The following is a 25,183-nucleotide window of genomic DNA, read 5'->3' as shown; positions in this document are numbered from 1 at the left end:
AAAAGGCAGTCCAAGAATGCGCTCTTGGACTGCCTTTTTATTATTTTTCTATATTGCTACACTGCCCGTGAATACGACCTCAGCAGGTCCAGTCATATACACATGATTATCCTCTTCATTCCATTCAATATAGAGATCGCCGCCCTTTAGACTAATCCAAGCTGCCCGGTCTGTAAGATCATTCAGCACAGAGGAGACAAGGGTTGCGCAGGCTCCAGTGCCACAGGCAAGCGTAGGTCCTGCCCCACGTTCCCAGACACGCATATCCACTCTGCCCCGATCCAGTACCGTTGCGAATTCAACGTTTACTTTTCTCGGGAATAAAGGATGTACCTCAAGCTTAGGTCCCCATGTGGCAAGATCAAAATTCACTGCATCTTCTACGTAAATCACGCAATGAGGATTTCCCATGGATACCGCTGTGAACTTAAATTCGGTTCCGTCCGCTTCAATCGGCTGAGCGAGCACTGGCTCTGCATCAATAGATACTGGAATTTGCAGACCGGACAATACAGGTTCGCCCATATCTACGGTTACAGTCTCCACAACACCGTCTTTCACGTTTAAAGTAACCTTTTGTTCTCCGGCACCAATCGTTTCTATTACAATCTGCTCTGAGCTTACCAGTCCGTGGTCATATACATATTTAGAGACACAGCGAATGGCATTTCCGCACTGCTCCGCCTCCGAACCATCAGAATTCATAATACGCATCTTGAAATCGCCACGCTCAGAAGGCAGGATATATACCAGTCCGTCAGCACCGATTCCAAAGAACCGGTTGCATAGGGTTACAGCAAGCTCCGCTGCATTACTTGGCAGCTCTTGCTCGCCGAAAACAACGATGAAGTCATTACCGAGGCCGTGCATTTTTGTGAATTCCATTAAAAGTCCACTCCTAAAGGTTATGTTATGTTAGCATTCGCTTAAGCTTAAAGTTCTGTGTAATTGAGCATTTCGCAAGCATATGAGCGGTTAACTGCAACAAGTATACCTTTAGGAATGGAGCATTAGTATTGACTTTATGCTGAAATTTTTGTACTTTTTATCATCGGATTACTGCCGCTGCGTCCACGATTACGTTTGCCGCCCCAAACACTGCCGGCACCCATCAAGAAGGTCGGGATCCCCGCTGTTACAAACACCAGACACCATTCGCGGAAATTGAGCGGCACTGTTTTGAAGACAGGCTGGAGCACAGGCACGTACATTACGGCCAGCATCAGTAAGACTGATGACAACACGGCAAGCACTAGATACTTATTCTGGAACGGATTGCGGTGGAACACTGAACGCGAACTGCGGCAATCGAACACATGGATCAACTGTGCCATAACTAGTGTTGCAAAAGCAACGGACTGTGCCCGAATCAATTGTGCAGGATTCTCTGGTGCTATACGTAAAGTTAGCCAAAATGCTCCTAGCGTACATAAACCAATCAAGAATCCACGGCTTATAATTTTCCAGCCTAAGCGGCGGGCAAAAATATTTTCTTTCGCACCACGAGGTTTATGCTCCATCAAATCCTTCTCGGGCTGATCCACTCCAAGTGCCATCGCTGGCAGTCCGTCTGTCACTAGATTGACCCAAAGAATTTGGATCGGAACGAGTGGTAAAGGCAGACCCAGCATCATGGCAAAAAACATAGTCAGAATCTCTCCCACATTGGATGCCAACAGATAACGAATGAATTTACGAATATTCTCATAGATATTTCTGCCTTCTTCGATGGCAGCAACAATCGTTGAGAAGTTATCATCCCCGAGAACAAGTGACGATGCTTCCTTGGTCACATCTGTACCTGTGATCCCCATGGATATCCCGATATCTGCAGCCTTAATGGCTGGAGCGTCGTTCACTCCATCTCCGGTCATAGCCACTACGTGACCGTGACGTTGTAGAGATTTAACGATCCGAAGCTTATGCTCTGGAGATACGCGGGCGAATACAAACACATTGTCCGATATCTTATCCAGCTCATCATCATCCATCCGGGTTAACTGAGCGCCTGTCAGCACCGTTCCACCACGCTGCAGAATTCCCAGCTGGTGAGCAATTGCCTCGGCAGTTGTTCCATGATCACCAGTAATCATAACCGTCTTAATCCCTGCCCGGCGTGTGACACTGATGGCATCGCGGACTTCACGACGTGGCGGATCGATCATTCCTGCCAAGCCAATAAAGACTAATTGATTCTCCGCATCCTTTTCACTATTCACATGTTCATTTGGACGCATATCCCGGTAAGCCATACCTAGCACACGAAGGGCTCCTGAAGCCATTTGCTCATTGGCATCAAGCACCTTCTGCCGCAAAGTTGGCGTACAAGGCACAACACCGCCCTCCCAAAGCATATATGCGCAGCGATTCAGCAATACATCGGGCGCACCTTTGGTACATACCATCCGTCCTCCCGGATGGCCTACGATCACAGACATCAGCTTCCGCTCAGAATCAAACGGAAATTCCTGTTCACGAGTGTAGGTTACGGCAAGCGTCTGAGCGGTCAGTCCCATCTTTCCTGACAGTGCCACGAGCGCTCCTTCTGTCGGGTCGCCCTTCAGTTCCCAAACGGAAGTGTTGTCTGCAGACTTTTCAAGAACAGCATCCTTATCCTTCCCTTTTCGTTTGCCTCGCACTTCAGACTGGAAGGTCTCAATAATTTCCGCGTTGCTGCATAATGCGCCAACCTGCAACATCCGCCGTAAGCTTTGATCATGTTTTAGATCCACTGCTTTGCCTTTCTCCAGAACCTGTCCATTTGGAGCATACCCTTCACCTGTTACCTCAAGACCACGTCCACCCGTCCATAATCGGGTCACCGTCATTTTATTTTGCGTTAATGTTCCTGTCTTGTCTGAACAGATTACCGAGGCACAGCCCAACGTTTCCACTGACGGCAATTTACGAACGATAGCCTTGCGTTTGATCATCCGCTGCACGCCTAGCGCAAGCGCAATAGTTACAATAGCGGGGAGACCTTCCGGAATCGCGGCAACTGCCAAGCTCACACCAGCTAAGAACATGGAGGTGGCAGGCTGTCCATGCAGAATACCTGCTACCACAACTACAATTGTCAATCCCAGAGATACGTAGATCAGAATCTTTCCTAGCTGCTCAAGCCGATGCTGTAAAGGTGTTTCCTGAGAATCCGTATTTTGGATTAGATCCGCTATCTTACCCATTTCCGTGTTCATACCGGTACGGATTACAACAGCTCGCCCTGTTCCTCTGGTCACCATAGTGCCCATGAAGCCTAAATTCTTCTGATCACCAAGCGGAATCTCTTCTGCACGGATCGCTTCCGAATGCTTCGAGACAGGCAATGATTCCCCAGTAAGTGCGGATTCTTCCACATATAGAGCACTGCATTCCAACCAACGTACATCGGCAGGAATCCGATCTCCACTCTCCAGCAAGACAATATCACCTGGCACCAACATCTTGGCTGGGATAATCTCGCTATTCCCTCCACGTAGCACTTTGGCAGAAGGTGCGGAGAGTTGCTTTAAAGCTCTTAGCGAACGTTCGGCGCGAAACTCCTGAACAAATCCAAGCGCTCCATTCAGTAGGATAATCGCGATGATCGTGATGGCATCCAAGTATTCGCCTAGCAACCCGGATACAAGCGTTGCACCCATGAGCACAAGCACCATGAAATCCTTGAACTGGTTCAACAGCAGGGTAAACGGAGATACTGTCTTTCCTTCCGACAGCTCGTTGTACCCGTTCTCCTTTCGTCTCTCCGCGGCTTCCTCATCACTGAGGCCCGTCCTTGGCTGGACATTGAACATTTTCTGCAGCTCTTCTGCACCGAGACGGTGCCAACTGTTTTGTTCCATGACTTTTCTTTCCCTCCCGGTCGTTTCTTTACTTCCGGCGGCGCACAGCTTTTCCACCTGTTCATGACAAATGTATTCAAGGTCGTCCAATAATATCACCCCTATCCAATTCCCCTTTTGCGCGAATGTCCTAAAGTATGGCATCATAGAGAGGTGAGCATAGACGTCTTCGGTGTCCTTATAAGGACAGGTAAGCGTTTGAGCGAGAAATATAAGATATAAGTATTGTATGAAACTTTTACTTTCTTATATTTAAGAAATTCATTTCACGGCGACAGGAGAGCTTTATCATGGCATTAGACGGCATTGTTACCCGAGCTATCGTGCACGAATTGCAATCATTCATAGGTGCACGTATAGGAAAAATATATCAACCGAACAATCACGATTTAATTTTTAACCTGCGCGGCGCAGGTGGCGGCGGCAAGCTGCTGCTCTCTGCTAATCCAACGTATCCTCGGGTGCATTTTACCGAAAGAAACAGCATTAATCCTTCGGAAGCACCCATGTTCTGCATGCTTATGCGGAAGCATTGTGAGGGAGGGACCATTGAAAGTATTACGCAGGTAGGTATGGAACGAATTATTCACATAAACGTCAAGACTAGAGATGAGCTTGGTGACGTCTTTGCCAAAAAGATCATCATAGAACTCATGGGTCGACACAGTAACATCATTCTTACTGATCTCAGCTCTGGAACGATCATAGACGGCATTCATCATGTAACTCCATCGATCAGCAGCTATCGGATTGTGATGCCCGGCATCGCATACACAGAGCCGCCACAGCAACATAAGCTGAACCCTTTGGAGATTGGCCAGGAGCAATTTCTCAATTTAATCTCGGCTGCTGAAGAAGCTGCACTGATAGAGGATGATGAGGAGGCTGAGCCAGAAGAAATCATTGAGGGTGAGCTTGCTAATCTGATCACAAAAGAAGCAGTAGAGCAAAAACCTGACGGCTCTGGCGGTCCTTCTCCCTCAGCTGACCCCGTGGGCTGGATGGTACATGCTTTCAGCGGAATGAGCCCACTGATTGCTGGTGAAATTGCTCTTCGTCTGAGAAACACCCTGGATAAAGGCGTTACAGAATCCGAAGCAGCATTTCCGACACAATTATGGGTTGCCTTCCATTCCGTAATGGGATCCGTACGCGATAACGAATTTTCTCCTGTTGCAGGTGCAAACGCAAAAGGTAAGATGATTTTTTCTGCGATCCCCTTAACACTTCTGGGTGAGAGTGCGAAACATTACAACTCCATCAGTGAATGTATGGAGGATTATTACGGGGATAAAGCCGAGCGCGATACTGTAAAGCAACGGGTGAGTGATTTGATCCGCTTCCTCAGCAATGAACGGAGCAAAAACGTTAAGAAACTCGCTAATTTGCAGAAGGATCTCGACGAAGCTCAGGATGCTGATCGTTACCGCATTTGGGGTGAGTTGCTTTTCGCTTCATTACACGCGGTATCCAAAGGGGATAAAGAAACCTCCTTGGTCAATTATTATGATGAAAATCAGGCGGAAATGGTGGTTCCGCTCGATCCGTTATTAAATCCTTCGGACAATGCACAACGTTATTTCAAAAAATACAACAAATATAAAAACAGCCTGCTTGTCATTAATGAACAGCTTTTGAAGACGCATGAGGAAATTCTGTATATGGAGAGTCTGCTGCAGCAACTTGCCCACGCTTCCCTCAACGATATTGAGGAGATCCGCGACGAGCTTGTAAGCCAAGGTTATCTGCGAGACCGGAGCAAAAAGGGCAAAAAGAAGAAAAAGGCCACCAGACCCACATTACAGGTCTTCACCTCTTCAGAAGGAATCGATATTTATGTCGGCAAAAATAATTTGCAGAACGAATACGTCACCAATCGACTGGCTTCTCCGAATGATACTTGGCTGCATACCAAGGACATCCCCGGATCACACGTGGTCATCCGAAGTGAGCAATTTGGAGATGCAACGCTGGAAGAAGCCGCTCAGCTTGCCGCTTATTTCAGCCAAGCCAAACAGTCCAGCAGTGTGCCTGTGGACTGTACATTGATCCGCTATGTACGTAAACCAAGCGGTTCCAAGCCGGGATTTGTAATCTATGATCATCAAAAGACACTGTTCGTCACACCCAATGAGGAAAGAATTAAGAGTCTTCCAAATACTTTGAGAAGCTAAATACTAGATATAAAGAAACCTCCAGCTGCAGATGTTGAACATCTAAAGCTGGAGGTTTTTTATAATTCGCTCCGCACTAATTTCATGCCTTTTTGTTTAAAAACTTCAGTACTTCTGTAGAAACCGTAACACTGCCGATATCCCCGTGAAAAATCACGCCTTGACGGGCACCATGAAAGTCAGAACCTCCGGTTATTAACAGATTATAATCCTCAGCCATAACTTGGTAACGTTCTTCTTCCGCAGGTCCATGATCAGAGTGATAGACCTCAATCCCTTTAAAAGCGCCTTGCTCCAGAATATCTCGCACCAGAAGGTCATCCCCGTACAAACCCGGATGGGCTAATACTGGAGACCCTCCTGCCTCAATGATCCACTCGCAAGCTTCCTCCGGTGTGATTCTAGGAGGTGACACATAGGCCGCTGCACCCTCGGCCAAATACTTGTTGAAGGCATCTCTCATATCGGTAGCTGCCCCAAGCCGAACCAGCTCGTCGGCAATATGTGGGCGGCCGATGCTTTCATCAGGCTTCAATTCCCGCCCGATCCCCGCTATAACCTGTTCCAAGGTAATCGCAATACCAAGGTCTTGCAGCTTGGTAATTATCGCTTCATTTCTAAGTGCCCGGGTATCTCTTAGCCCTTCCAAACGTGAGAGAAATTGTTCATTCTCAGGATCAACATAATAGCCCAGCACATGAATGTCTTTGCCACCAGCACGCGTACTGATCTCTACACCAGGCACAACGGTTATTCCGTACTTATCCCCTGCTTCACAGGCTTCCTTCACGCCAGCCACTGTATCATGATCCGTAATGGCAACAGCGCTTAGCCCCTTCTCCTTAGCAAGCCGTACATTCTCCGCTGGCGGCTGCATGCCGTCAGATGCTTGAGTATGGGTATGGAGGTCGCATACATCCTTCGCAGGTAGGTTGCCTGCATTCTCCCACTCTTCCCGCAGAATCCCCATTTTTATGGCATCGTAGTATTCTCCTCGCACGATTCGTGCTTTACGGACGCGAGCTTCCTCCACCATGCCACATTTCGCTGCCAACCCGATCATTCTTTTATTCCCTGACCAGGTGCCTATTCCAAGACGGACTGTATCAAGAGAATTAAATAAATAATCTATCCACATCTTAAACGCTTCCGTACCGTAACCACCTGACCAATAACTAGAATCAAAGATTACTATGCCAATCTCCATCCAGTTGGTTTCTTGCGATATCCAGTAGCGTCCTACTTTCCCCTTTACCTTGCCGTCTATTTCTATGATCAACAGGTTACGCGGGGTTTCCGTCTCAACTAACGCCAAATGACCTATGTAGTCCTCGGTAAACTTTTCGAATCTTTGATGTGCCAAAGATTTATAAGGACCATCCCATTTCAAGTGTTCACGGTCTTCAGCTTCATGATAGTGATAATAAAGCTTCTGAAAATCAGCCTCTGTAATATCGCGCAATACTAGCTTTTCTCCACGTAGAACAATTGACATTGTGATATCCCCCGCTTTAACTATCAGATTTCATTCGAATGCTCACGCAAATAAGTCAGGAAGGTTACTGCAGAAATTGGCAGCAATGTTGATTTTAAATGAATGGCGTAGAATTGTCTTTTAAAAGAGGCATCGGAGATATTCACAATTTTCAACAGTCCAAGCGCAACTTCATGCTTAACCGAAGAGGTCGATATGATCGTTATGCCAAGACCTGCTTCCACCGCTGATTTCACAGCTCCCGTACTTCCAAGCTCCATCACGATCTTCATTGTTCCCGGATCAAGTCCCTTGGAGAACAGCTGCTCTTCCATCACACGCCGTGTTCCTGAGCCCTGCTCACGCAATACAAAAGGATGCTGAAGCACTTGCTCCAAGGTAACCTCTTGCTGCTCCGCAAGTGGATGATCATATGGCACGATCAACTTCAGCTCATCCCCCATCACGGGCTCGATCTCCATGTCCGGATGTGTGACCGGGGCTTCAATTAAACCAAAATTCAGTTGATGCTTGAGGATTTCCTCCATAATTTGCGAGGTGTTCATCACTTTCATCATAATTGAAATGTTAGGATATTGCTTTCCGAAAGGGCCTAACAGCCGTGGCAGCACGTATTCTCCTATCGTAAGACTCGCCCCAAGCTGCAATCTCCCTTCCAGCATATGTGTGAATGCTGACATGGCTTGATCCGTCTCTCGCATCAGCAGAATACTGCGTAGCGCGTATGGCATTAGAGTGTGCCCTGCCTCAGAGAGTACGATTTTTTTGGTGGAACGATTAAACAATTTGGTGCCAAAATAATCCTCCAGCGCCTGTACCTGCATGGTCACAGCTGGTTGAGTCATATGTAAAGTCTGCGCCGCCGCCGAGAAGCTTCCCCGCTCGGAGACCGTATAAAAAATATGCAGCTGGTGAAAGTTCATGCTTCGCAACTCCTTATATTACAAGAAGAAACGTCGTTGCCGTCCTTTAAAGACGACAATCGTTTCCCGTAGAAATCTAAGAATATTATAATTGTGCAGTATATAAATTCTTATATTTTCAAAAAGGACATGCAGACTCGCCGCATGCCTCTTGCCCGTTTCTTTATAGACTATTTGCGTCTTCGCTTCTTCTTCGACAGCTTTGTACGGTGAGAATTACGCAGCAGTGAAAAATAGGTCTTTAAATCTCTCAGCTGTGGCATCACCGAGATTCTACCAAGAAACGAAACGATGATCATAGAATATAATGGCTGGCCTGAGAGATCTCTCTCACCTGTCAATTCCGTAAACTCAGCGATTACTACAGAGTCATCGTCAATTAAATATGCGTTATAATCACTGCTTGAAAAGGGCTTGATCCGATTCTGCATTAGGCACTGCCACATCCATGCAGCGACCTCTTCGGCATTGCTTGCACCATTGCTGATGCGGTCCATATAACGGCTCTTCGCATGATTTGTTATAACGATGTCGGCGACCCTGTAATCGTTCAGCATGATGTGGAAGGGCTCATAAGTGCTGGGCCAATCCATCCCCTTGTTGCGCATCATCATCACACTCCACCATAAGGGTCTTAGTATGCACTTAATGTTGTCATCTTACCTCATTGCCGAAAGTTGTACAAGTTTCTCCCCTTGAGAGTAATGGCTTTTTTTGTAAATAAGCATAAAAAAAACAGGCGCTGTTTAAGCGCCTGTTTATCTCCTGGAATCACATACTGTAATTACGGGACTTGTCCGGTCCATTACTAGTATACTCTGTCTTAATTTCGTTACGATAAGATCTTTCAATCTTTCGTACATAGGAGAGTCTGCGGACATTCTTCATAACTTCCTCGGCCCGTTCTGCATTTACATACATAACTGCATAATGCATTTTCCGAGAAACATAATGTAATGTTCCGTATTTCTCAAGGTTACGTGCCGCTTTAACGTCACTTACCCAAATGATGTATCCTGTCCGTTCCGCAAACATAAGCTAAACCGCCTTTCTCTCTCTAAATCCTAAGGGAAGCTTATCCGCAGGAGCATTTTCCCCCGCTGCCGCATCCACCTTTAGGGGAAGGATCATTACTTGGTACTTTAATGCTATCTGATACTGAAAAAGCAATCGCTTCCGACATGGAATGCAGAATGTCGTCAAGGGTCTTCTCTGCCAGCTTGAAACGAACAACTTCTTCGAACTGCTCCAGTTCCGCTTCTACTGCCGAAACCTCATCCTTTGCTGAATGATAATTCGGGTGGAAATGTCCGAAACGCTGTGTTTCTTCAAACAGCTCCTTCTTAGTCTGAAGTCGTTTGACCATGGCCTGAATTTCGGGGTTCGTATCAACCCGCCCTTTCCAGTATAAGTAATCCGACACCTCGGCGGATTGATTAATCATATCGCCTAATTCATAGGCGTATGTCAGTACTTCAGCCATATCGACCGTATTTATTTCAGCTACGCTCATGAACTCAGCTCTTTTCTTCGTTAATGATCTACCGATTCAGTAGACTTTTCTATCATACCATAATCACTCGCTTGAGCAGAAGAGGAATTTCTTCGTCCTTTGGGAATAACTAACTTCATTTCCTTCCAGTCTTCCGGAGTGAGCTCTATATCTTCAACCGTTTCACCATCATGAAAGAGCAGTTGTCCGGAAACTCTCCATGGATTCCCACTTATGCGTGAAGGGATAAAATCTAACATCTGATCCTTTAGTGCAAAACGCACCTTGACTCCCCATCTTAACCCTTGCTCCATCACCTTTTGTGCAGTCGAGCTATGATAATGCCGCCATTCTTTGCTCCAGATCTGCGGTACATTTTCTCCACCGAAGAGAATCTCTTCCTCCTGTTCAGGAGCAATAACCGGCAGGTTAAGAAAAGGATTCCCTTTGGACAGCAATCCTAGTTCTACATTCAGCTCTGGAAGAACATACATTGCTTCGGGGTTTCCTGTTTCATGAGGAAACAAACACCACCCTAGGTTTGTTTCCTCTACCTGTCCTCCAATGATTCTGGAAGGCGCTAACCCCGCGGAGTACAGCTCTTTTCGTATCTGTTCCATACATTGCGGGTCCACTATGAAATGTAAAGGACCGATACGTTCAAGGTTCTCCTGTAAACGCGGGTGAGCTGCGATAGCAGCTCCATCTGCTTCCGTCTGACAGGTCAAAATAATTACTTGGGTGAGTGAGGTACGGCCAATGCTTTTTGCCCATTGCTCAAGAGACATTTGAACCACCAAAGGAAGCCCGCCTAGTGCATGCTCACTTATCCATGAGATGATGTCATTCGGTGACATTCCACGCTCAGCTGCAAGTTCCAACCTCTCTTTCGTCAGCCGGAAGCTCCATATCGTATCACTTTGCTGGAGCTCAGCGCAGCCAGCCAGTGTCCATCGTACAGAATAGGGGACCTCTGGTGGAACCAGCACCTCGAAATCCGGCTGCACAATAAACTGTTCCTGTGTATCTCCAGACCCAACAGCAGCGAATGATCCCCTCTCAGCAGATAACATTGGCTTAGCAGCGGTCCAGCAAAAACACAACATACCCTCAGCGGTTTCTCCCAGCTCGCACCAGCCAAAGCCTGTTAAACAACGTAACCAGTTCAAGCTTGATTGTTCAAGCTCATTACGGGCAACGGTACCTGTGAGATTAGCATCCATCATCCAGTCTAATAGCGCGGGCAGCATTATCCATTTCCCGGGGATAAAATCTGCATTTGAGATTATATAACGAAAATGTTGATCGGCAGGTCCCACGCATCCGCAGCGATTAATTACAATTCCATAGAGAATGTCACTCATCGTCGCTTCAGGAAGCTGCAGCCAACGATCCAATAGCTCCATATCAAGCGTGTACCCGGCGCTCTGCCTGCGAATAAGTCCAAGAAACAGCAGGATATCCACCGTCGCAATGACAGAAAGAGTTTTCTGTTCCTCTAAAAGAGAACCCACGGAGAGCCATTGCAAATGCTCCTCGCCAAAAGAGAGCTGCGCCGCTAAGCGGTTTAGGTGCTTTTTATGAATAATCCCCTTGGCTGTCAGCGGCAGTCCTTCCCAAGCGGTGAACAGCAAAGCCCGAAACAGATCTATCGCCAGTCCGGCCCCCGCCTCCATGGTAAGACTCACTAAATGCCCGGCAATGAATTGCGGCTGATACGGGAAAAATTCTTGTTCAATTGCCGGTAGTTGATCAACCGGAATCTGATACAGCTTTTCGCCCAAAATTTTATGCCTTGCAGTTAACAGCCCCTCGCGGCGCAATTCGTTCATTGCAAGCTTTTGCTCAGCACGACAAAGCGCCACAGGGCGCAATCGTTCTTCTTTCCCTTCTTCAAACGGCTGGGCAGCATAAGCTGCACATAACCGCTTTAAGACCTCTAATGCTTCTGTTGATAGCTGGTTCAATGAATGGTTCGCTCCTCTCCACTCGGCATCTTTTTAACGACATATTCATAACCCTGCTCAGTCAAAAACATCCGGCGGCGCAAAGCGAAATCCTGTTCCCGGCTATCTTCAGATACCAGTGTATAAAAATAGGCTTTATTCTCCCCCGCTTTTGGACGGAGGATTCGACCTAGTCGCTGAGCTTCCTCCTGCCGGGATCCATAAGCTCCCGAGACTTCAATAGCAATCGACGCGTCAGGTAAATTCACCGCGAAATTCGCTACTTTTGACACCACCAGTACCTGTATATCTCCCTCGTTAAAAGCCGCATATAGCTCGTCTCTTTCACGCTGCTTCGTTTTGCCGGTAATTAAAGGTGCCCCGATCCTGTCAGCCAGTTCACTTAACTGGTCGAGATATTGTCCAATAACCAGTACCGAAGAGCCTGCATGGACCTTTAGAAGCTTGGCTACAATCTCAGCTTTGGCAGGATTGCATGAAGCCATACGAAATTTTTCTTTTGCCGCCGCGTACATATATTCTTGTTTAAGCTCCGGATTCATGGGCACAATGATCTCTACACATTCCACTTCAGCGATCCAGCCCTGCTGCTCCAGCTCCTTCCAAGGCAGATCGTAGCGTTTCGGTCCGATTAAAGAGAACACATCCCCTTCCTTCCCGTCTTCTCTAACCAAAGTGGCTGTAAGCCCCAGTCGACGTGTAGCCTGAATGTCTGCTGTAGCCCGAAATACAGGCGCTGGAAGCAGGTGAACCTCATCATATATAATCAAGCCCCAATTGCGTTCGTTAAACAGCTTCATATGGAGAAACGGACCGTCTTTGGACGAACGATGGGTTAATATTTGATAGGTGGCAATGGTAACTGGCCGCACTTCTCTTTTTTCACCGGAATATTCTCCCACTGCCTCCCCGGCCAAATCTGTTCGCTCCAGCAGTTCATCCATCCATTGCCTTACGGATGTTGTATTTGAAGTTAAAATTAAGGTTTCACATTGGAGACTTTCAAGTACTGCTACTCCTACAATTGTCTTTCCTGCGCCACAAGGCAGCACCACCACACCGCTTCCCCCTTGTCCTTCTGTCCCTTGAAACAGCTGAACGGCCTCCTGCTGGTATTCACGTAAGCCAAATGAATCGTTTGCCGTATCAGCCTTGCAGGCATCGAGATTCTCCTTCCAGGTCAAGCTAAGCGCTTGTCCTTCATGATATCCGGCGTAGTCGAGAACTGGATAACCCAATCTCATCAGCTCTTGTTTCAAAAGCCCTCTATTCTCCGCAGGACACGAGCATTCCAGAGGATTTATTCTCAGTAGACCCAACGCTTTTAGACCTTGTTCATCACTCAATTCATCCAAAAGCTCAGGAGCATCCGCTCTTAACATAACGACCTCATTCCGAGTCTCTTGGCCATGAAGAGTCAGCTTTCCATATCTGGACAAAAGAGTTTCGATTTCCTCCTCCAGTCCTGTGGGAACACCCCAGCGTGCAAGGTGATGCAGGTTAGTGATAATCTCCTCAGCAGTATAATTAAGCGCAGCCGCATTCCAAAGAGATAACGGGGTAATTCGGTAGGTATGGTAAGCAGGAGGACTTTTTATCAGCTCCGCGAAGGTCCCTAGCTTTTTCCTTGCCACCTCAAAATCCGGATGAGCACATTCCAGTAAAATTGTCCGGTCCCTGCGCACGATGCAAGCTCCTGATCCATTCATAGTTTTTCCTCCCTAGTGTTCATGTAATTTAAGCTTGCGCTATGTAATTTTGTTTATTTTCATATAACAGGAAAAAGCCCATCCCCGCATAACGGTCATGAGCTTCCCTATCTGACTATTTAATGTAAATGCTGCTGCGAAATATCATGGAGTGCTTCACCAGCTTCATCCGCAAAAATGTCGCGCACAGCCAGATCTCCAATCGACACTACGCCCACCAGCTTCTGGTCACGTGTCACCGCCAGCCTGCGGATTTGCCAGCCAGCCATTAACTCTGCAGCCTCATCTACTGAAGTATTCTCCGAGACGGTCTGAATCTCTTTACTCATTACAGTTTCCACTGAGGTTGAACCAGGATGTTTAGCCGCATAACCTCTAATCACGAGATCGCGGTCAGTAATTACGCCGATCAGTGTCTTATGTTCTTCATTATCAACAACAGGTATAAATCCAGTGTCATAATCTCGCATTTTCACGGCAACTTCATACACATTATCTTGCAGCGTAACCGTTGCAGGCTCCTTCGTCATAACCTCTTTCACTGTCTTCAAGAATGAACCCTCCTAATCATGATCTCCATGTTATGGGAATAGGTTCTCCTCTATGAAACGAAATTATACGATTGTGTTCTCACGCATACAGGAATTCGCCATAGCAATGAGCAGCTTCATTCCGTGCAGCATGGCATCTTCGTCAAAATCAAATTTGCTATGATGATGTGGATAGTCAGCCTCTTTATCCGGATTTCCTGCACCTACAAACATAAAGCAGCCCGGAATCTCCTTAACATAATAGGCAAAATCCTCAGCTGGCATCAGCTTTTCCATCCGAATCACCTCAACAGATTCTCCTAAAGCCGCTGGGGCCACCTCGAAAAACCGCTGAACTTCACCATCGTGATTTACGAGGGGAGGATATCCCATTACGTAATCTATCTTAGCTTCTGCCCCGTAAGCGCTGGCAATAGAAACGGTCATTTCTTCGATTCGCTGGCGTATCAAATGCTGTGTCTCCTCGTCGAATGCCCGCACTGTCCCTGTGATCCGGCATTGCTCGGCAATGACATTCTGGGCGAATCCCCCTTGAATGGTTCCTACACTGAGTACAGCAGGCTCCAGCGGGTTCACAGAGCGGCTTACAATGCTCTGGAGCTGGGTCACCAGCGCCGCTCCCGCCACGATGCTATCAATGGTACGGTTCGGCATGCCGCCGTGTCCGCCTTTGCCAATGATATCTATAAAAAACTCGTCCGCAGACGCCATCAACGGTCCCGGAGCACTCCCTACAGTTCCCATAGGCAATGGAGTCCACAGATGCAGACCATACACCGCATCCGCTCCTTCTAACATGCCTTCGGCGATCATCCCCTGCGCCCCTCCTGGGCATACTTCCTCTGCGGGCTGAAAAAGAAAACGCAGCTCCCCTTCCAGCTCCTCAAGCCGACTGCTGTAGTAAGAGGCTACACCGAGCAGTATGGAAGTGTGGCCATCATGTCCACAGGCATGCATTACCCCTTCATTTTGCGAAACGTAATCCTTCTTGTTCTCCTCTTTAATAGGTAGGGCGTCCATATCCGCGCGAAGAACAACGGTTTTCCCCGGCCGCTTCCCCCGTAATATGCCAAGCACACCATACCCTGTCCCGCTTTTTCTGACTTCAATTCCGAATTTGGCTAACTTATCTGCTATAAATGCTGACGTTTCCTTTTCATGAAAAGACAACTCCGGATGACGATGCAAATGGCGTCTCCATTCCACGATCTCCGGCATGAGCGAATCAACCGCTAAGCTCTTCATAAGTTCTCCATCCCCTTCTCGATAAACCCGCATCCATAGCAAGCGATAGCAGTCCTGTTCACTTTGTTCCAGCCGCGAACGACTATAATTCTTTTATTGTAGCAGAAACGCAAAAAACTGGGTATTGTTAGGCACTGCCTACTCTTGCACAACCTTTAGAAACATACTATCATGAGGTAGAACATCAGCAATCGGATCAGAAATTCATCATTATACTTCATAAGGGGGATATGCGTGCTATGATTTTTGAGAACACGGGCCTCGTAGGATTGAAGAGTGATCTTCTCTATCTGGACGAGAGTGCCACAAAAGCTGGCTTCATCCGCTGGCAATGGGAATACTATCGTGCCACTTACGACTGCAAAATTGAAGACCCACAGGATGGTGGCGAATACTTCCTACGCATTAACACTCGCGCTGTCGAGGGAAAGCTAGAGAAGTCTGATGCCGTACTTGCAATTGAAGCCGTATACTTAGGAAAAGCAACCTTCCCTCATGGCCTGGAATATGAATCTCCGGTGCCAAAACCAGTATTGGACACTGCTGCTAAGCGGATTCTTGAATTAAAGCAGCTGTTAGAGGCTTGAGTAACAGAAAGGGAACGACGAAACAAAATGTCAGCCTGCCCAAAAGAGGAACACCCGATTTCCAACTACTTATCTTAACACTACTACTTGTGGGTTTCGGTCTAGTCATGGTCTTCAGTGCTAGCTCAAGCTTAACATTAGCAAGCTCGAAGTTCGGTAATGACCCTCTATATTTCATTAAACGCCAAGTGATCTGGATCGTACTCGGAACCGTTGTTATGTTTATAGCTATGAACATTCACTACAGTAAGTTTAAGAAGTGGTATGTACCTATTTTTATCATCACCGTTATTCTTCTGCTCGTGGTAGCCTTCTCTGAAAAAATTAATGGTGCCAAGAGCTGGCTTAGTATCGGGAAACTTGGAATTCAACCCACCGAATTAGCCAAAATATCGATTATCCTGTATATCTCAGCACTCATCACCAAAAAAGGTGAACGGTTTAGAGATTTCCGTACAGGATATATCCCTGTAATGGTTATCGTGGGTATTGTTGCCGGACTTATAATGATGCAGCCGGATTTAGGTTCTTGCCTCATTCTCGTAGCTACCAGCGGACTTGTTATTTATGCCGGTGGTGCCAGCATGAAGCATATTCTGGGCTCTATAGCACTGCTAGTGCTGGGTGTAGGACTAGTTATAGGCGCCAAAGCAGCGATTGATTCCTTATCTCCATCCGATAAAGCCACTGACACTCAGGATTATAGAAAAGGTCGTATCGTTGCCTTTTTAGATCCTTATCAGGTTGCTGAGGGTGATGGTTATAACATTATTCAATCCTTAACCGCTCTTGGCCAAGGTGGAGTAAGTGGTTCCGGCTTCGGCAAAAGCATTCAAAAGCTGGACTATCTAAAATACCCTTATACGGACTTTATCTTCCCCGTAATTGGTGAAGAGTTCGGCTTTCTAGGGACCTCCATATTTTTGATGTTATATCTGTATTTTATCTGGCGGGGTATTCTAATCGCTTTAAGGTGTAAGGATCCCTTTGGTACGCTCGTCGGAATTGGGATTATGGGCCTCATAGCCATTCAGGCCTTTGTCAATATCGGTGGTGTAACCAATACAATCCCTCTTACCGGCGTTACCTTGCCGTTTATCAGCTACGGGGGCTCTTCACTCCTTGTCAGCATGCTGTGCATGGGAATTATGCTAAGCATCTCAAGAGAAACCAACCTTCCTGCCAAAGAGGAAGTAACGAAATCTGTAACAACGGTTAGACAGGTTCGTTCCCGGTAAGCTTTATAAAGCCGGAGGTTAGGGGATATACACATAAAAAAGCAGCCCAGGGAATTAACCTTGGACTGCTTTTTTGTGTACAAGTTTTTTAAGAGATTTCATCATTCTTGAAAGCTACGCCTTCAACTTTGACATTTACCTCAACAATATGAAGTCCAGTCATGCTCTCCACAGCTTCACGTACGTTCTGCTGAAGCATCCGGCACACTTCGTGGATCGGTGTTTCATAGAGAACGATAATTCGTAGATCTACTGCTGCTTCCAGCTGTCCTACTTCAACGGTAACGCCCTTCTGAACGTTCTTACCGCTTAGACGTTTCGCCCAGCCTTCTGACAGGCCACCAGACATGGCTGCAATTCCCGGAGTCTCCAAGGCAGCCAAACCGGCAATTTTTGAGACGACGTCATTTGAAATTCGTATATTTCCCATTTCCAGTTGAAGTTGTTCTGCCATGCCATATCCCCCCTACACTCATTATCAATTATTGTAATTCCAAAACAGGCTAAAAAGCAAATCACTTTATCGCTTTCTCGTTTACACCTAGGAACAATTTGGGTATATTGATTATGAATTCAATCTAAATACATAGATAGGAGTGTCCTTTACATTGAAAAAATGGATTTCACCATCACTGATGGGTATCACCTTTATCCTTAGTGCAATCGGCCATTATGCCGATTGGGATCATACCCTGCAGTTCATTCTCTCAGCAATCGCTGTGGTGTTTGTGGCTGGATTTCTCGGCCGGGCTACTGAAAGTGTAGCTCATTATGCCGGACAGCGACTGGGCGGCTTCCTTAACGCCACCTTCGGCAATGCTGCTGAGCTAATCATTGCCTTCTTCCTGGTCAAGGAAGGATTGTTCGACATGGTCAAAGCCAGTCTTACCGGTTCTATTATCGGCAACCTGTTGCTTGTTCTAGGATTGAGTATTTTCGCCGGCGGGATGAAGTTCAAAGTTCAGAACTTTAACGTAACCCTTGCCGGAATGAATGGCTCCTTGATGATCGTTGCCGTCATTGCCTTATTTGTTCCCGCTATGTTCTTTACCACCCACTCTATTACGGAGAAGGATACAGATGTGCTCAGTTTAATCGTTGCCGGGCTGCTCATCGCTTCGTACATTGCTTGGCTAATCTTCTCCATGATCACGCATAAGAAACATCTAGAGGACGTTACAGAAGAGGGTAAAGAAGAGTTAGCCCATGAGCATGCCCCTGCATGGTCCAGAAACAAATCCATCCTTTATCTAGTGCTTGCCACCGTAATGGTAGCCTTCGTGAGTGAGTGGCTGGTAGGGACGTTAGAGACTTTAACAGAACGTTTCGGATTCAGCGAGCTGTTTGTAGGTGCGTTCCTCGTAGCCATCATCGGTAATGCCGCAGAGCATAGTGCAGCCATTATGCTGGCCATGAAGAACAAAATCGGTGCAGCCGTAGAAATTGCAGTTGGAAGCAGTCTCCAAATCGCCCTGTTCGTAGCACCTGTCCTAATCTTCGCCAGTTATTTCATGGGTGATACAATGGACATTGTTTTTACGACCATTGAGATTGTCGCCATCGGTGTAGCCGTCTTTATTGCCAAATCAATTACCCAGGACGGCTCGACTAACTGGTATGAGGGCCTTTTGTTATTAACTGTTTACCTGATTTTAGGAGTCTCCTTCTATCTCGTATAATTATTATTAACCATTGTACACAACAAAAAGCGCACATGAGCGATTCGTCCTCATGTGCGCTTCTATAAATACTTAAGAAACCGATATTTATTCTTCTTTCGCTTTGTTGTTCAAAGCCTCGTAGAGTACTGCTAAGTTACGCTCCAGCTTACTTAGTACCATTTTACCAGTAATTTCTGGGACCAAACCTGCTCTAACCGCAAAATCCACTTCTCTGGAGAAACCGTACATCTGGGTATCCAGCACTTCCTCATAGAGAGGGCAGTAGCGTGTTGCCAGATTCTCCATCTGCACTTCTATAAGTTGCTGAATTTTATCGGCATCTTCTTGTAGAAGATTGATTGCTTTAAGATTATACTGTTCCTGTAATTCCGATGAAGTCATGCCTCTATCCCCCCCATGTCCAAAAGTTAAGCTGCTTTTACTATTTTACTTAATATTAGACGAAATCCGGTATCAATACAACAATTCAGTTTATACTAACCATATATTTAAAAGAACCTGCTGCGTTATCCTATCAAGTTTCATATCTACTTCTAGAAAAAACGCCCCACCGAAAACCGGTAGGACGTTTTTAGCACGACTATTACTCAGCAACAACTGTGAATTTCAAACCGTGTTTTGCAAACACTTCAGTCATTGCCTTCTTAGCTTCTTCAGCATCTGCCCCATGAACATGAAGCTCATAGCTCTGGCTGGATACCAAAGTAGTGAACAAACCAAGGATACTTTTAACATCAATGTACTTGTTGTCCGCTTGAAGAACGATTGAAGAGTTGAACTGGCCTGCCGTTTGGGCAATATCGACAATTGCCGCATTGTTACTGGACATAGAAATCCCTCCGCAACTTGATTATAAAACTTTAGTCTTTTGTTATCATTTCTTATGATACATTGAATCCGCTTACTTGTGCAAGGAGTTTTCTTGTTATTACATTTTATTTCAAGTTTTCAGGATTCAGACCTTCGAGTTCCGGCAACACAAAAATTCCATCCTTACGGATCAATACATCGTCAAAATAAATTTCTCCGCCGCCATAATCTGGACGTTGGATCAACACAAGATCCCAGTGAATGGAGGAGCGGTTACCGTTATCTGTAACATCATATGCTTGTCCTGGCGTAAAGTGCAGGCTGCCTGCGATTTTTTCGTCAAAAAGAATATCATTCATCGGGTGAAGAATGTAAGGGTTAAACCCGATAGCGAATTCGCCAATATGACGTGCGCCGTCATCTGAATTCAAAATCTCGTTCAAACGGGCGGAGTCATTGCTGGTGGCTTCAACAATTTTTCCGTTCTCGAATTTGAATTTGATATTTTCAAAGGTCACTCCATTATATACTGACGGTGCATTATAGCTGATCGTTCCATTTACAGAATTGCGAACTGGGGCGCTGTAAACCTCGCCATCCGGAATATTTTTTTGCCCGGAGCATTTCTCTGCACCGATTCCTTTAATCGAGAACTTAAGATCTGTTCCAGCACTCAAAATATGTACCTTATCCGTTCTGCGCATGAGATCAGCTAAAGCATCCTGAGCCTTGTCCATCTTGGCGTAATCCAAATTACACACTTCGAAATAAAAGTCTTCAAACGCTTCAGTGCTAATATTCGCAAGCTGAGCCATGCTCGCATTCGGATAACGCAGCACTACCCACTTCGTGTGCTTCACACGTTGTTCACTGTGCACTGGATGGGAGTACAACGAGTTATACAATTTCATATTTTCTTCAGGAACATCAGACAGGTCATTCACATTCTCACCTGCACGAATCCCGATATAACAATCCATTTGCTTCATCCGGTTCAAGTCAATTTCAGCCCATGTCTGAAGACTCTCACGAGTTGCGTATTTAAGCATGCTGCGCAGGACTGTACGATCTGTTAATTGTACAAAAGCATGACCGCCGGCTTTGCCGATTTCCTCTACAACTGCTTTAATTAAATCTCTTTCATTGCCAATCATTTCGACGAGCACGTTCTCGCCTGGCTGGACATTTACGGAATAACCGACTAGGTTAGCCGCCAGCTTTTGAATTCTGGGATCTTTCATTGTGTATTCTTCCTTCCTCTGTCTAAAAAATAAGCAAGCTTTTCTATTGTAGCACGCCCTGTATGGAGCGCAAGACCTGTAGCATAATGTGAAAATCAACGAAAGCCTGAAAAATTTACCTGTGATACATAAGTTTCATTATCAGATTTATTCCCCGCTTCCAAGTAGGTAACCTTACGATTTAAGGTGAGCTTTCTCGGCAGATTATGTTTTGTATCAACCGTTAAATGGTAGACTGTCTCAACATTAGCTTGTTTCAGCTTTTGCTGTAATTCATTATTTTTCTTCTCCCACAGCTCCACTAAAGCTTGCGTAACCGCCTGATCGTTCTTTGTTATTTTTCCAGCCGAATCAGGTGTTTCAGGTCGAAGGTCTTGCATCTCTTTTTCTAATTCAGCAGTCAGCTGCTTTCTGGCCTCAGCAGGCGTCAGCTCGATCCGCAGCACATTTGTCCCTCTGCCTGCACCCGCATCTTCAGTCACATTAGCCTCCATGGATTGCAGCTCCTCCAGCTGTTTTAACGGATTAAGCAAAGCAAGCGGATTTCCGTCCTCAGATGAACCTTCAGTGGTCAACGCTACCCATTCCCCCTCTTTTTTCTCTAGCTGACTATGGAAAGCTTTCATAGAAGTGATGCCGCTTTTTAAATCTTTAGCGCTATTAGCTGCTTTTTTTGTGGATGAGGATTTATCAGGAAGCAGTGTATACAGATTGACCTTCTTATGGTCCTGTACTGTGCCTTCGTAAAATATCATGGATTCCGGAACGGTCTTTCCACCTTTTGTAAGCATGGTTGACCCTTTAAAAGTAACCCCATCGCTGCCCGTTATACCCGCTAACACCAAACTTAGATCTTTCTTGGCTGGTTTGTCTCTAATAACGCTGCAACCGCTGTTGAACACGCAGGACAAGGTAAAAATCATAAGAACTAACCCCTTTAGTAACAATGACTTTCTCACGGTCATCAGGCCTTTCTTGGAGTATTTTACTTTACAGCCCACTATAGGGTTCTCCCTTCCTGCGCGCCTTATACAGATGCAAATACGTTGCTGCTATCGTTTTCCATACATTGCTCTAACTTATGCGCGTTCGTCGCTTGCTTTCGAATGTCAGTACATACCACCTTCAGACTCACGAAGTTACCGCTGCCAGTCGCCGCACCGTTGTCGCTTTCGGACACAGCTGACCTTAATTACAGTATTTTGCGATATTTCGTATGCCAACGGACTCCATTGCAGCTATTGATCCGAAATGCGTCCGATATGCCCCTCTTATTAAGGAATAGCGTCTCCGGAGTCCGAAAACATGCTTAAAAAGCTAAAATCACGCAAATAACGTCATCTGAGTCCGATGCACGTTGGATGCTGTGGACGCAGATGAAACGCGAAGCTAACGTGCAACACAAAGAGCAGCATTTCTCCAATATCGGAGAACCGCTGCTCATGTGGGAGTCAGATACTGATTTATTAGCGTCGACCTATCTTAAATGTGCGTACATTTAAGATATAGACTCAATTAGGTAGTCGCAATCTTGTGCGCATACAAAGTCACCGTAAGCATGGAGCCATTATCAAATGTAATGCGGTGGTGCATAGGAACCTACTTCACTCTCACCTTCCTTTTTCAGAACTATTCAATGTGTCCATACATATTCGCTAATGAATCCGCGTGGTGTCGATAGTTAATGCGAGACTTACAGCGCCACAGTCCTGGCTAACTAAAGATATGCACAGTAACTCCCTAACGGACACAACTGACCCTTAACGCAGCATTTCCCGATATTTCCCATACCAACGGACTCCAGCGCAGCTATTGACCTCAAAAACGCACAATATGAGTCCTTTTCCAAACAATAGCGTCTCCGGAGTCCGAAAACATGCTTCAATGGCTAAAATCACGCAAATAACGTCATCTGAGTCCGATGCATCGCAGCAGGATGATAGATACACAGTCGAAGCAGCCAGCCATCTGCCAAAACAAAAAGCAGCGACTCTCCAATAAGGGGAGAACCGCTGCTCTGCTATCTTTTTTTACTTATGAGGCAATCCCTTCACACCACTGCCATTCTCTTTAGTGTCAACGATCACCTGGTTACGCCCATTGTTCTTAGCTTTATACAGTGCCATATCCGCTCGATAGAACAGGGATTCCACGCTTACACGTTCGTCCATCCAGCTCCATTCTGCTATACCGCAGGACACTGTTACATTAGGTTCGGTTTCGTTCATCACCCGCTTGCGAATACGCTCAGCCACATTTACTGCCTGTTCTACTCCCATTAATGGTAAATAGACCGACAGTTCTTCTCCGCCCCACCTCGCAGCAATATCACCTTGTCGGATGGAGGACTTCACAATTTCACTGACCTCTTTTAAAATCTTGTCACCCTTTTGATGACCATAGGTATCATTCACCATCTTGAACTGATCGATATCCACAACGATTAAGCAACCGCAAAAATCTGTAGACTGCCGTTCCTTTATTTCTTCGTCCAGATAATGACGAGCATAAAGTCCAGTTAGGCTATCTCTGTTCGCTAGACGTCTAACTTCGGCATGCAGCCTTGCGTTCCCTACAGCAAGTCCAATATGCCCCGCCATCGCCTGAAGCAATCTGTAATTGTCATAAGAGAAATAATGGGCATCGCGATGCGCCAACATGATGGCACCACGCACTTCACCACCTACACTTAAAGGTGTGGCAATCAGCGACTGCGACCCGGTAGCATTCATTAAACGAGAAGTAGTGTTAGGATTATCTATGTAGTTAGACATGATTAATGATTCCCCAGTAGTATAGACCTTCCCGCCTAAACCTTGTCCTACTTCTAAAATTTCATTTTGCAAGGAGGAATGATTGCAAGCAATAACCTCTAGCCCGCCCTTTTCTTCGTTCATATGTAAAATACAGCAGTAGTCTGCGCCAAACATCTCTAACAGCTCTTCAAACGCAAATTGAAAAATATCCCCTAAACGCAAGCTCTGATTCAGCCGTTGTGTAAGTTCATTACTCATACGCAGCTCACGAATGAGCTGATTGGACCGTTCATACAGCTTGGCATTCTCAAAAGCAGTACCTGCGGTATCCGCCACCATCGAGAGAAAACGTAAATCTACATCCATAAAGATCGAGTTATCCATCACCATGTGGAATACGCCATAAACCCCTTGCTTCCCGCCTAGCGGAAGACCAATTTCTACAATGTGTTGATCTTCAGTATTGGTGTTCAGAGCAACACGGCCGTCTTTAAATGCTCTAGCGCAGACATCATCACTGGACATCTGAAACGGTAAAGGTTTGACCTGCGGATGAGTGCTGCGGTGATCTTGCGACATAAACAGCTCAAGCCTGGCACCAGGGTACATTGCAGAAATGCTATCTATAACCTCCGTAAGCACGGCGTTCACATCAATATTGTCATGCATCCGCTGAACGATCTGAAATAACAAGGAGCGGCGATTGCTCTCACGTTCAGCATGTAGATGAACACTCGCAAGATCAGTTACAAAAATATGTTCAAACTTATGATAGAAAATGGTCCGGTACTGCAACGATATAGCCTCAGCAGTATCTCGTCCACCCATTAAATATTGTTGTGTCGGCATAGCACAGCCCAGGAAAGCAAAAATTTCTTTGTCAACGCGAGTGATGAGCGGTATAGTAAAAAAGCTCATATCCTGACCTTGCACCGTCAGTTGAACAGATGAGGTTGTGCCGGAAAGTAAACTAGCTGCCGCCGCCTGCTCCCATTGGTGCCTCCATCGTTCTTGCTGATCGGCAATATTAGCAAAATATCTGCCTTCAAAATTCAGTACACACCAATCCCATGATTTAGCGAACGGTAGAGCCTCTAGCCCATCGATCCATTCCTCGAAGCTGTCTGCAATCAGATTGGCCAAATATGGGAAGTCATGGGACACTATTTCCGTTTCCCTAAGCCAGGCGGTGGGATCTTCGGAATCTCTACTAGCGTGCAATTTGTCCTGTATCAGCATACGACTGTCTTTATAAGCGTATGCTTTCTGTTCTGACATAACGAAGATCCCCTTTGCTTCTCAATTAAGAAAAAAAACCTTCCCAATTAACATCTAATTAACTATATTTTACTCCCTTTCTTTGTGTATTGCATTATATTTTCCTTATTTCCGGGATTTTTTTTAGGACCAAAGAACTAACGACAAAGAATGACAAAAACTCTTTTAATATGCGCTTGACTTTATATACTAC

22 protein-coding genes and 1 pseudogene are annotated in these 25,183 nt (G+C 46.0%); 4 read left to right on the top strand and 19 right to left on the bottom strand.

Annotated features, from left to right (window positions below):
- Positions 1–48 precede the first annotated feature (48 nt).
- The gene (gene dapF, locus NSQ66_RS12265) at positions 49–885 is read right to left on the bottom strand and encodes a diaminopimelate epimerase (protein WP_038570307.1); all 837 of its coding nucleotides are present in this window, start codon (positions 883–885) and stop codon (positions 49–51) included.
- Between the two features lie 137 nt (positions 886–1,022).
- On the bottom strand, positions 1,023–3,842 hold the full coding sequence (locus NSQ66_RS12260) for a calcium-translocating P-type ATPase, SERCA-type (protein WP_036686174.1): 2,820 nt from the start codon (positions 3,840–3,842) through the stop codon (positions 1,023–1,025).
- A gap of 290 nt (positions 3,843–4,132) precedes the next feature.
- Between NSQ66_RS12260 and NSQ66_RS12255 the strand changes: the two genes are divergently transcribed.
- Positions 4,133–6,016, top strand: coding sequence for an NFACT RNA binding domain-containing protein (locus NSQ66_RS12255; protein WP_076141711.1), 1,884 nt, complete (start codon positions 4,133–4,135; stop codon positions 6,014–6,016).
- An 82-nt stretch (positions 6,017–6,098) separates the two neighbouring features.
- Here NSQ66_RS12255 and NSQ66_RS12250 read toward each other — a convergent pair whose 3' ends face one another.
- The 10 genes and pseudogenes from NSQ66_RS12250 to NSQ66_RS12205 all read right to left on the bottom strand — a co-directional run bounded on the left by NSQ66_RS12250 (position 6,099) and on the right by NSQ66_RS12205 (position 15,398).
- Complete coding sequence (locus tag NSQ66_RS12250) at positions 6,099–6,986, bottom strand: PHP domain-containing protein (RefSeq protein WP_076141744.1); 888 nt, start codon at positions 6,984–6,986, stop codon at positions 6,099–6,101.
- Between the two features lie 72 nt (positions 6,987–7,058).
- Positions 7,059–7,511: pseudogene (locus tag NSQ66_RS12245) on the bottom strand (GNAT family N-acetyltransferase); the annotation flags it as partial.
- 23 nt (positions 7,512–7,534) lie between these two features.
- Positions 7,535–8,434 carry a selenium metabolism-associated LysR family transcriptional regulator gene (locus tag NSQ66_RS12240; RefSeq protein ID WP_036686171.1) on the bottom strand — a complete coding sequence of 300 codons (900 nt, stop codon included), beginning with the start codon at positions 8,432–8,434 and terminating at the stop codon, positions 7,535–7,537.
- Positions 8,435–8,604: 170 nt separating this feature from the next.
- Positions 8,605–9,042, bottom strand: a complete 438-nt coding sequence (locus NSQ66_RS12235) for a hypothetical protein (protein ID WP_036686574.1) — start codon at positions 9,040–9,042, stop codon at positions 8,605–8,607.
- 163 nt (positions 9,043–9,205) lie between these two features.
- Positions 9,206–9,469 (bottom strand): YlbG family protein, encoded by a 264-nt coding sequence (locus NSQ66_RS12230; RefSeq protein WP_036686170.1) that lies wholly within the window; start codon positions 9,467–9,469, stop codon positions 9,206–9,208.
- Positions 9,470–9,509: 40 nt separating this feature from the next.
- Positions 9,510–9,947: a YlbF family regulator gene (locus NSQ66_RS12225; protein WP_036686168.1), complete on the bottom strand. Its 438-nt coding sequence runs from the start codon at positions 9,945–9,947 to the stop codon at positions 9,510–9,512.
- Between the two features lie 20 nt (positions 9,948–9,967).
- Positions 9,968–11,893: a helicase-associated domain-containing protein gene (locus tag NSQ66_RS12220; RefSeq protein ID WP_076141712.1), complete on the bottom strand. Its 1,926-nt coding sequence runs from the start codon at positions 11,891–11,893 to the stop codon at positions 9,968–9,970.
- Positions 11,890–13,602 carry a DNA repair helicase XPB gene (locus NSQ66_RS12215; RefSeq protein WP_076141713.1) on the bottom strand — a complete coding sequence of 571 codons (1,713 nt, stop codon included), beginning with the start codon at positions 13,600–13,602 and terminating at the stop codon, positions 11,890–11,892. The genes NSQ66_RS12220 and NSQ66_RS12215 overlap by 4 nt, the downstream gene beginning before the upstream one ends.
- A 119-nt stretch (positions 13,603–13,721) precedes the next feature.
- Positions 13,722–14,153, bottom strand: coding sequence for a CBS domain-containing protein (locus NSQ66_RS12210; protein ID WP_036686162.1), 432 nt, complete (start codon positions 14,151–14,153; stop codon positions 13,722–13,724).
- A 63-nt stretch (positions 14,154–14,216) separates the two neighbouring features.
- Positions 14,217–15,398, bottom strand: a complete 1,182-nt coding sequence (locus NSQ66_RS12205) for a M20 family metallopeptidase (RefSeq protein WP_076141714.1) — start codon at positions 15,396–15,398, stop codon at positions 14,217–14,219.
- Positions 15,399–15,637: 239 nt separating this feature from the next.
- Here NSQ66_RS12205 and NSQ66_RS12200 point away from each other — a divergent pair, with 239 nt between their 5' ends.
- Together NSQ66_RS12200 and ftsW are read left to right on the top strand one after the other, a co-directional pair.
- Entirely contained in the window at positions 15,638–15,985 is a 348-nt protein-coding gene (locus NSQ66_RS12200) for a YugN family protein (protein ID WP_036686159.1), read from the top strand.
- Complete coding sequence (ftsW, locus tag NSQ66_RS12195) at positions 15,982–17,223, top strand: putative lipid II flippase FtsW (RefSeq protein WP_080742469.1); 1,242 nt, start codon at positions 15,982–15,984, stop codon at positions 17,221–17,223. The genes NSQ66_RS12200 and ftsW overlap by 4 nt, the downstream gene beginning before the upstream one ends.
- An 88-nt stretch (positions 17,224–17,311) precedes the next feature.
- On the opposite strand, the gene NSQ66_RS12190 is transcribed toward ftsW, so the two are convergent.
- On the bottom strand, positions 17,312–17,677 hold the full coding sequence (locus tag NSQ66_RS12190) for an Asp23/Gls24 family envelope stress response protein (RefSeq protein ID WP_019911482.1): 366 nt from the start codon (positions 17,675–17,677) through the stop codon (positions 17,312–17,314).
- Between the two features lie 154 nt (positions 17,678–17,831).
- Here NSQ66_RS12190 and cax point away from each other — a divergent pair, with 154 nt between their 5' ends.
- Complete coding sequence (cax, locus tag NSQ66_RS12185) at positions 17,832–18,902, top strand: calcium/proton exchanger (RefSeq protein ID WP_038570286.1); 1,071 nt, start codon at positions 17,832–17,834, stop codon at positions 18,900–18,902.
- Positions 18,903–18,989: 87 nt separating this feature from the next.
- Here cax and NSQ66_RS12180 read toward each other — a convergent pair whose 3' ends face one another.
- From NSQ66_RS12180 to NSQ66_RS12155, 6 genes are all read right to left on the bottom strand, one after another.
- Complete coding sequence (locus NSQ66_RS12180; RefSeq protein WP_036686156.1) at positions 18,990–19,286, bottom strand: YlaN family protein; 297 nt, start codon at positions 19,284–19,286, stop codon at positions 18,990–18,992.
- A 202-nt stretch (positions 19,287–19,488) separates the two neighbouring features.
- A complete protein-coding gene (locus NSQ66_RS12175; RefSeq protein ID WP_036686154.1) occupies positions 19,489–19,734 on the bottom strand; it encodes an HPr family phosphocarrier protein in 246 nt (81 codons plus the stop codon).
- Positions 19,735–19,840: 106 nt separating this feature from the next.
- Positions 19,841–20,956 (bottom strand): aminopeptidase, encoded by a 1,116-nt coding sequence (locus NSQ66_RS12170; RefSeq protein ID WP_076141715.1) that lies wholly within the window; start codon positions 20,954–20,956, stop codon positions 19,841–19,843.
- 95 nt (positions 20,957–21,051) lie between these two features.
- The gene (locus NSQ66_RS12165; RefSeq protein ID WP_076141716.1) at positions 21,052–21,879 is read right to left on the bottom strand and encodes a hypothetical protein; all 828 of its coding nucleotides are present in this window, start codon (positions 21,877–21,879) and stop codon (positions 21,052–21,054) included.
- Between the two features lie 104 nt (positions 21,880–21,983).
- Positions 21,984–22,136 (bottom strand): hypothetical protein, encoded by a 153-nt coding sequence (locus NSQ66_RS12160; protein ID WP_170914251.1) that lies wholly within the window; start codon positions 22,134–22,136, stop codon positions 21,984–21,986.
- Positions 22,137–22,986: 850 nt separating this feature from the next.
- Positions 22,987–24,990: a sensor domain-containing diguanylate cyclase gene (locus tag NSQ66_RS12155; protein ID WP_076099563.1), complete on the bottom strand. Its 2,004-nt coding sequence runs from the start codon at positions 24,988–24,990 to the stop codon at positions 22,987–22,989.
- Between the last annotated feature and the right edge of the window lie 193 nt (positions 24,991–25,183).

Origin of the sequence: Paenibacillus sp. FSL H3-0329 (genome assembly GCF_037963285.1) — a bacterium.
GTDB classification, from domain to species: Bacteria; Bacillota; Bacilli; order Paenibacillales; family Paenibacillaceae; genus Paenibacillus_AQ; species Paenibacillus_AQ odorifer.
The sequence above is the reverse complement of the archived record's forward strand: the minus strand, read 5'-3'. Positions and strand labels throughout refer to the sequence as shown.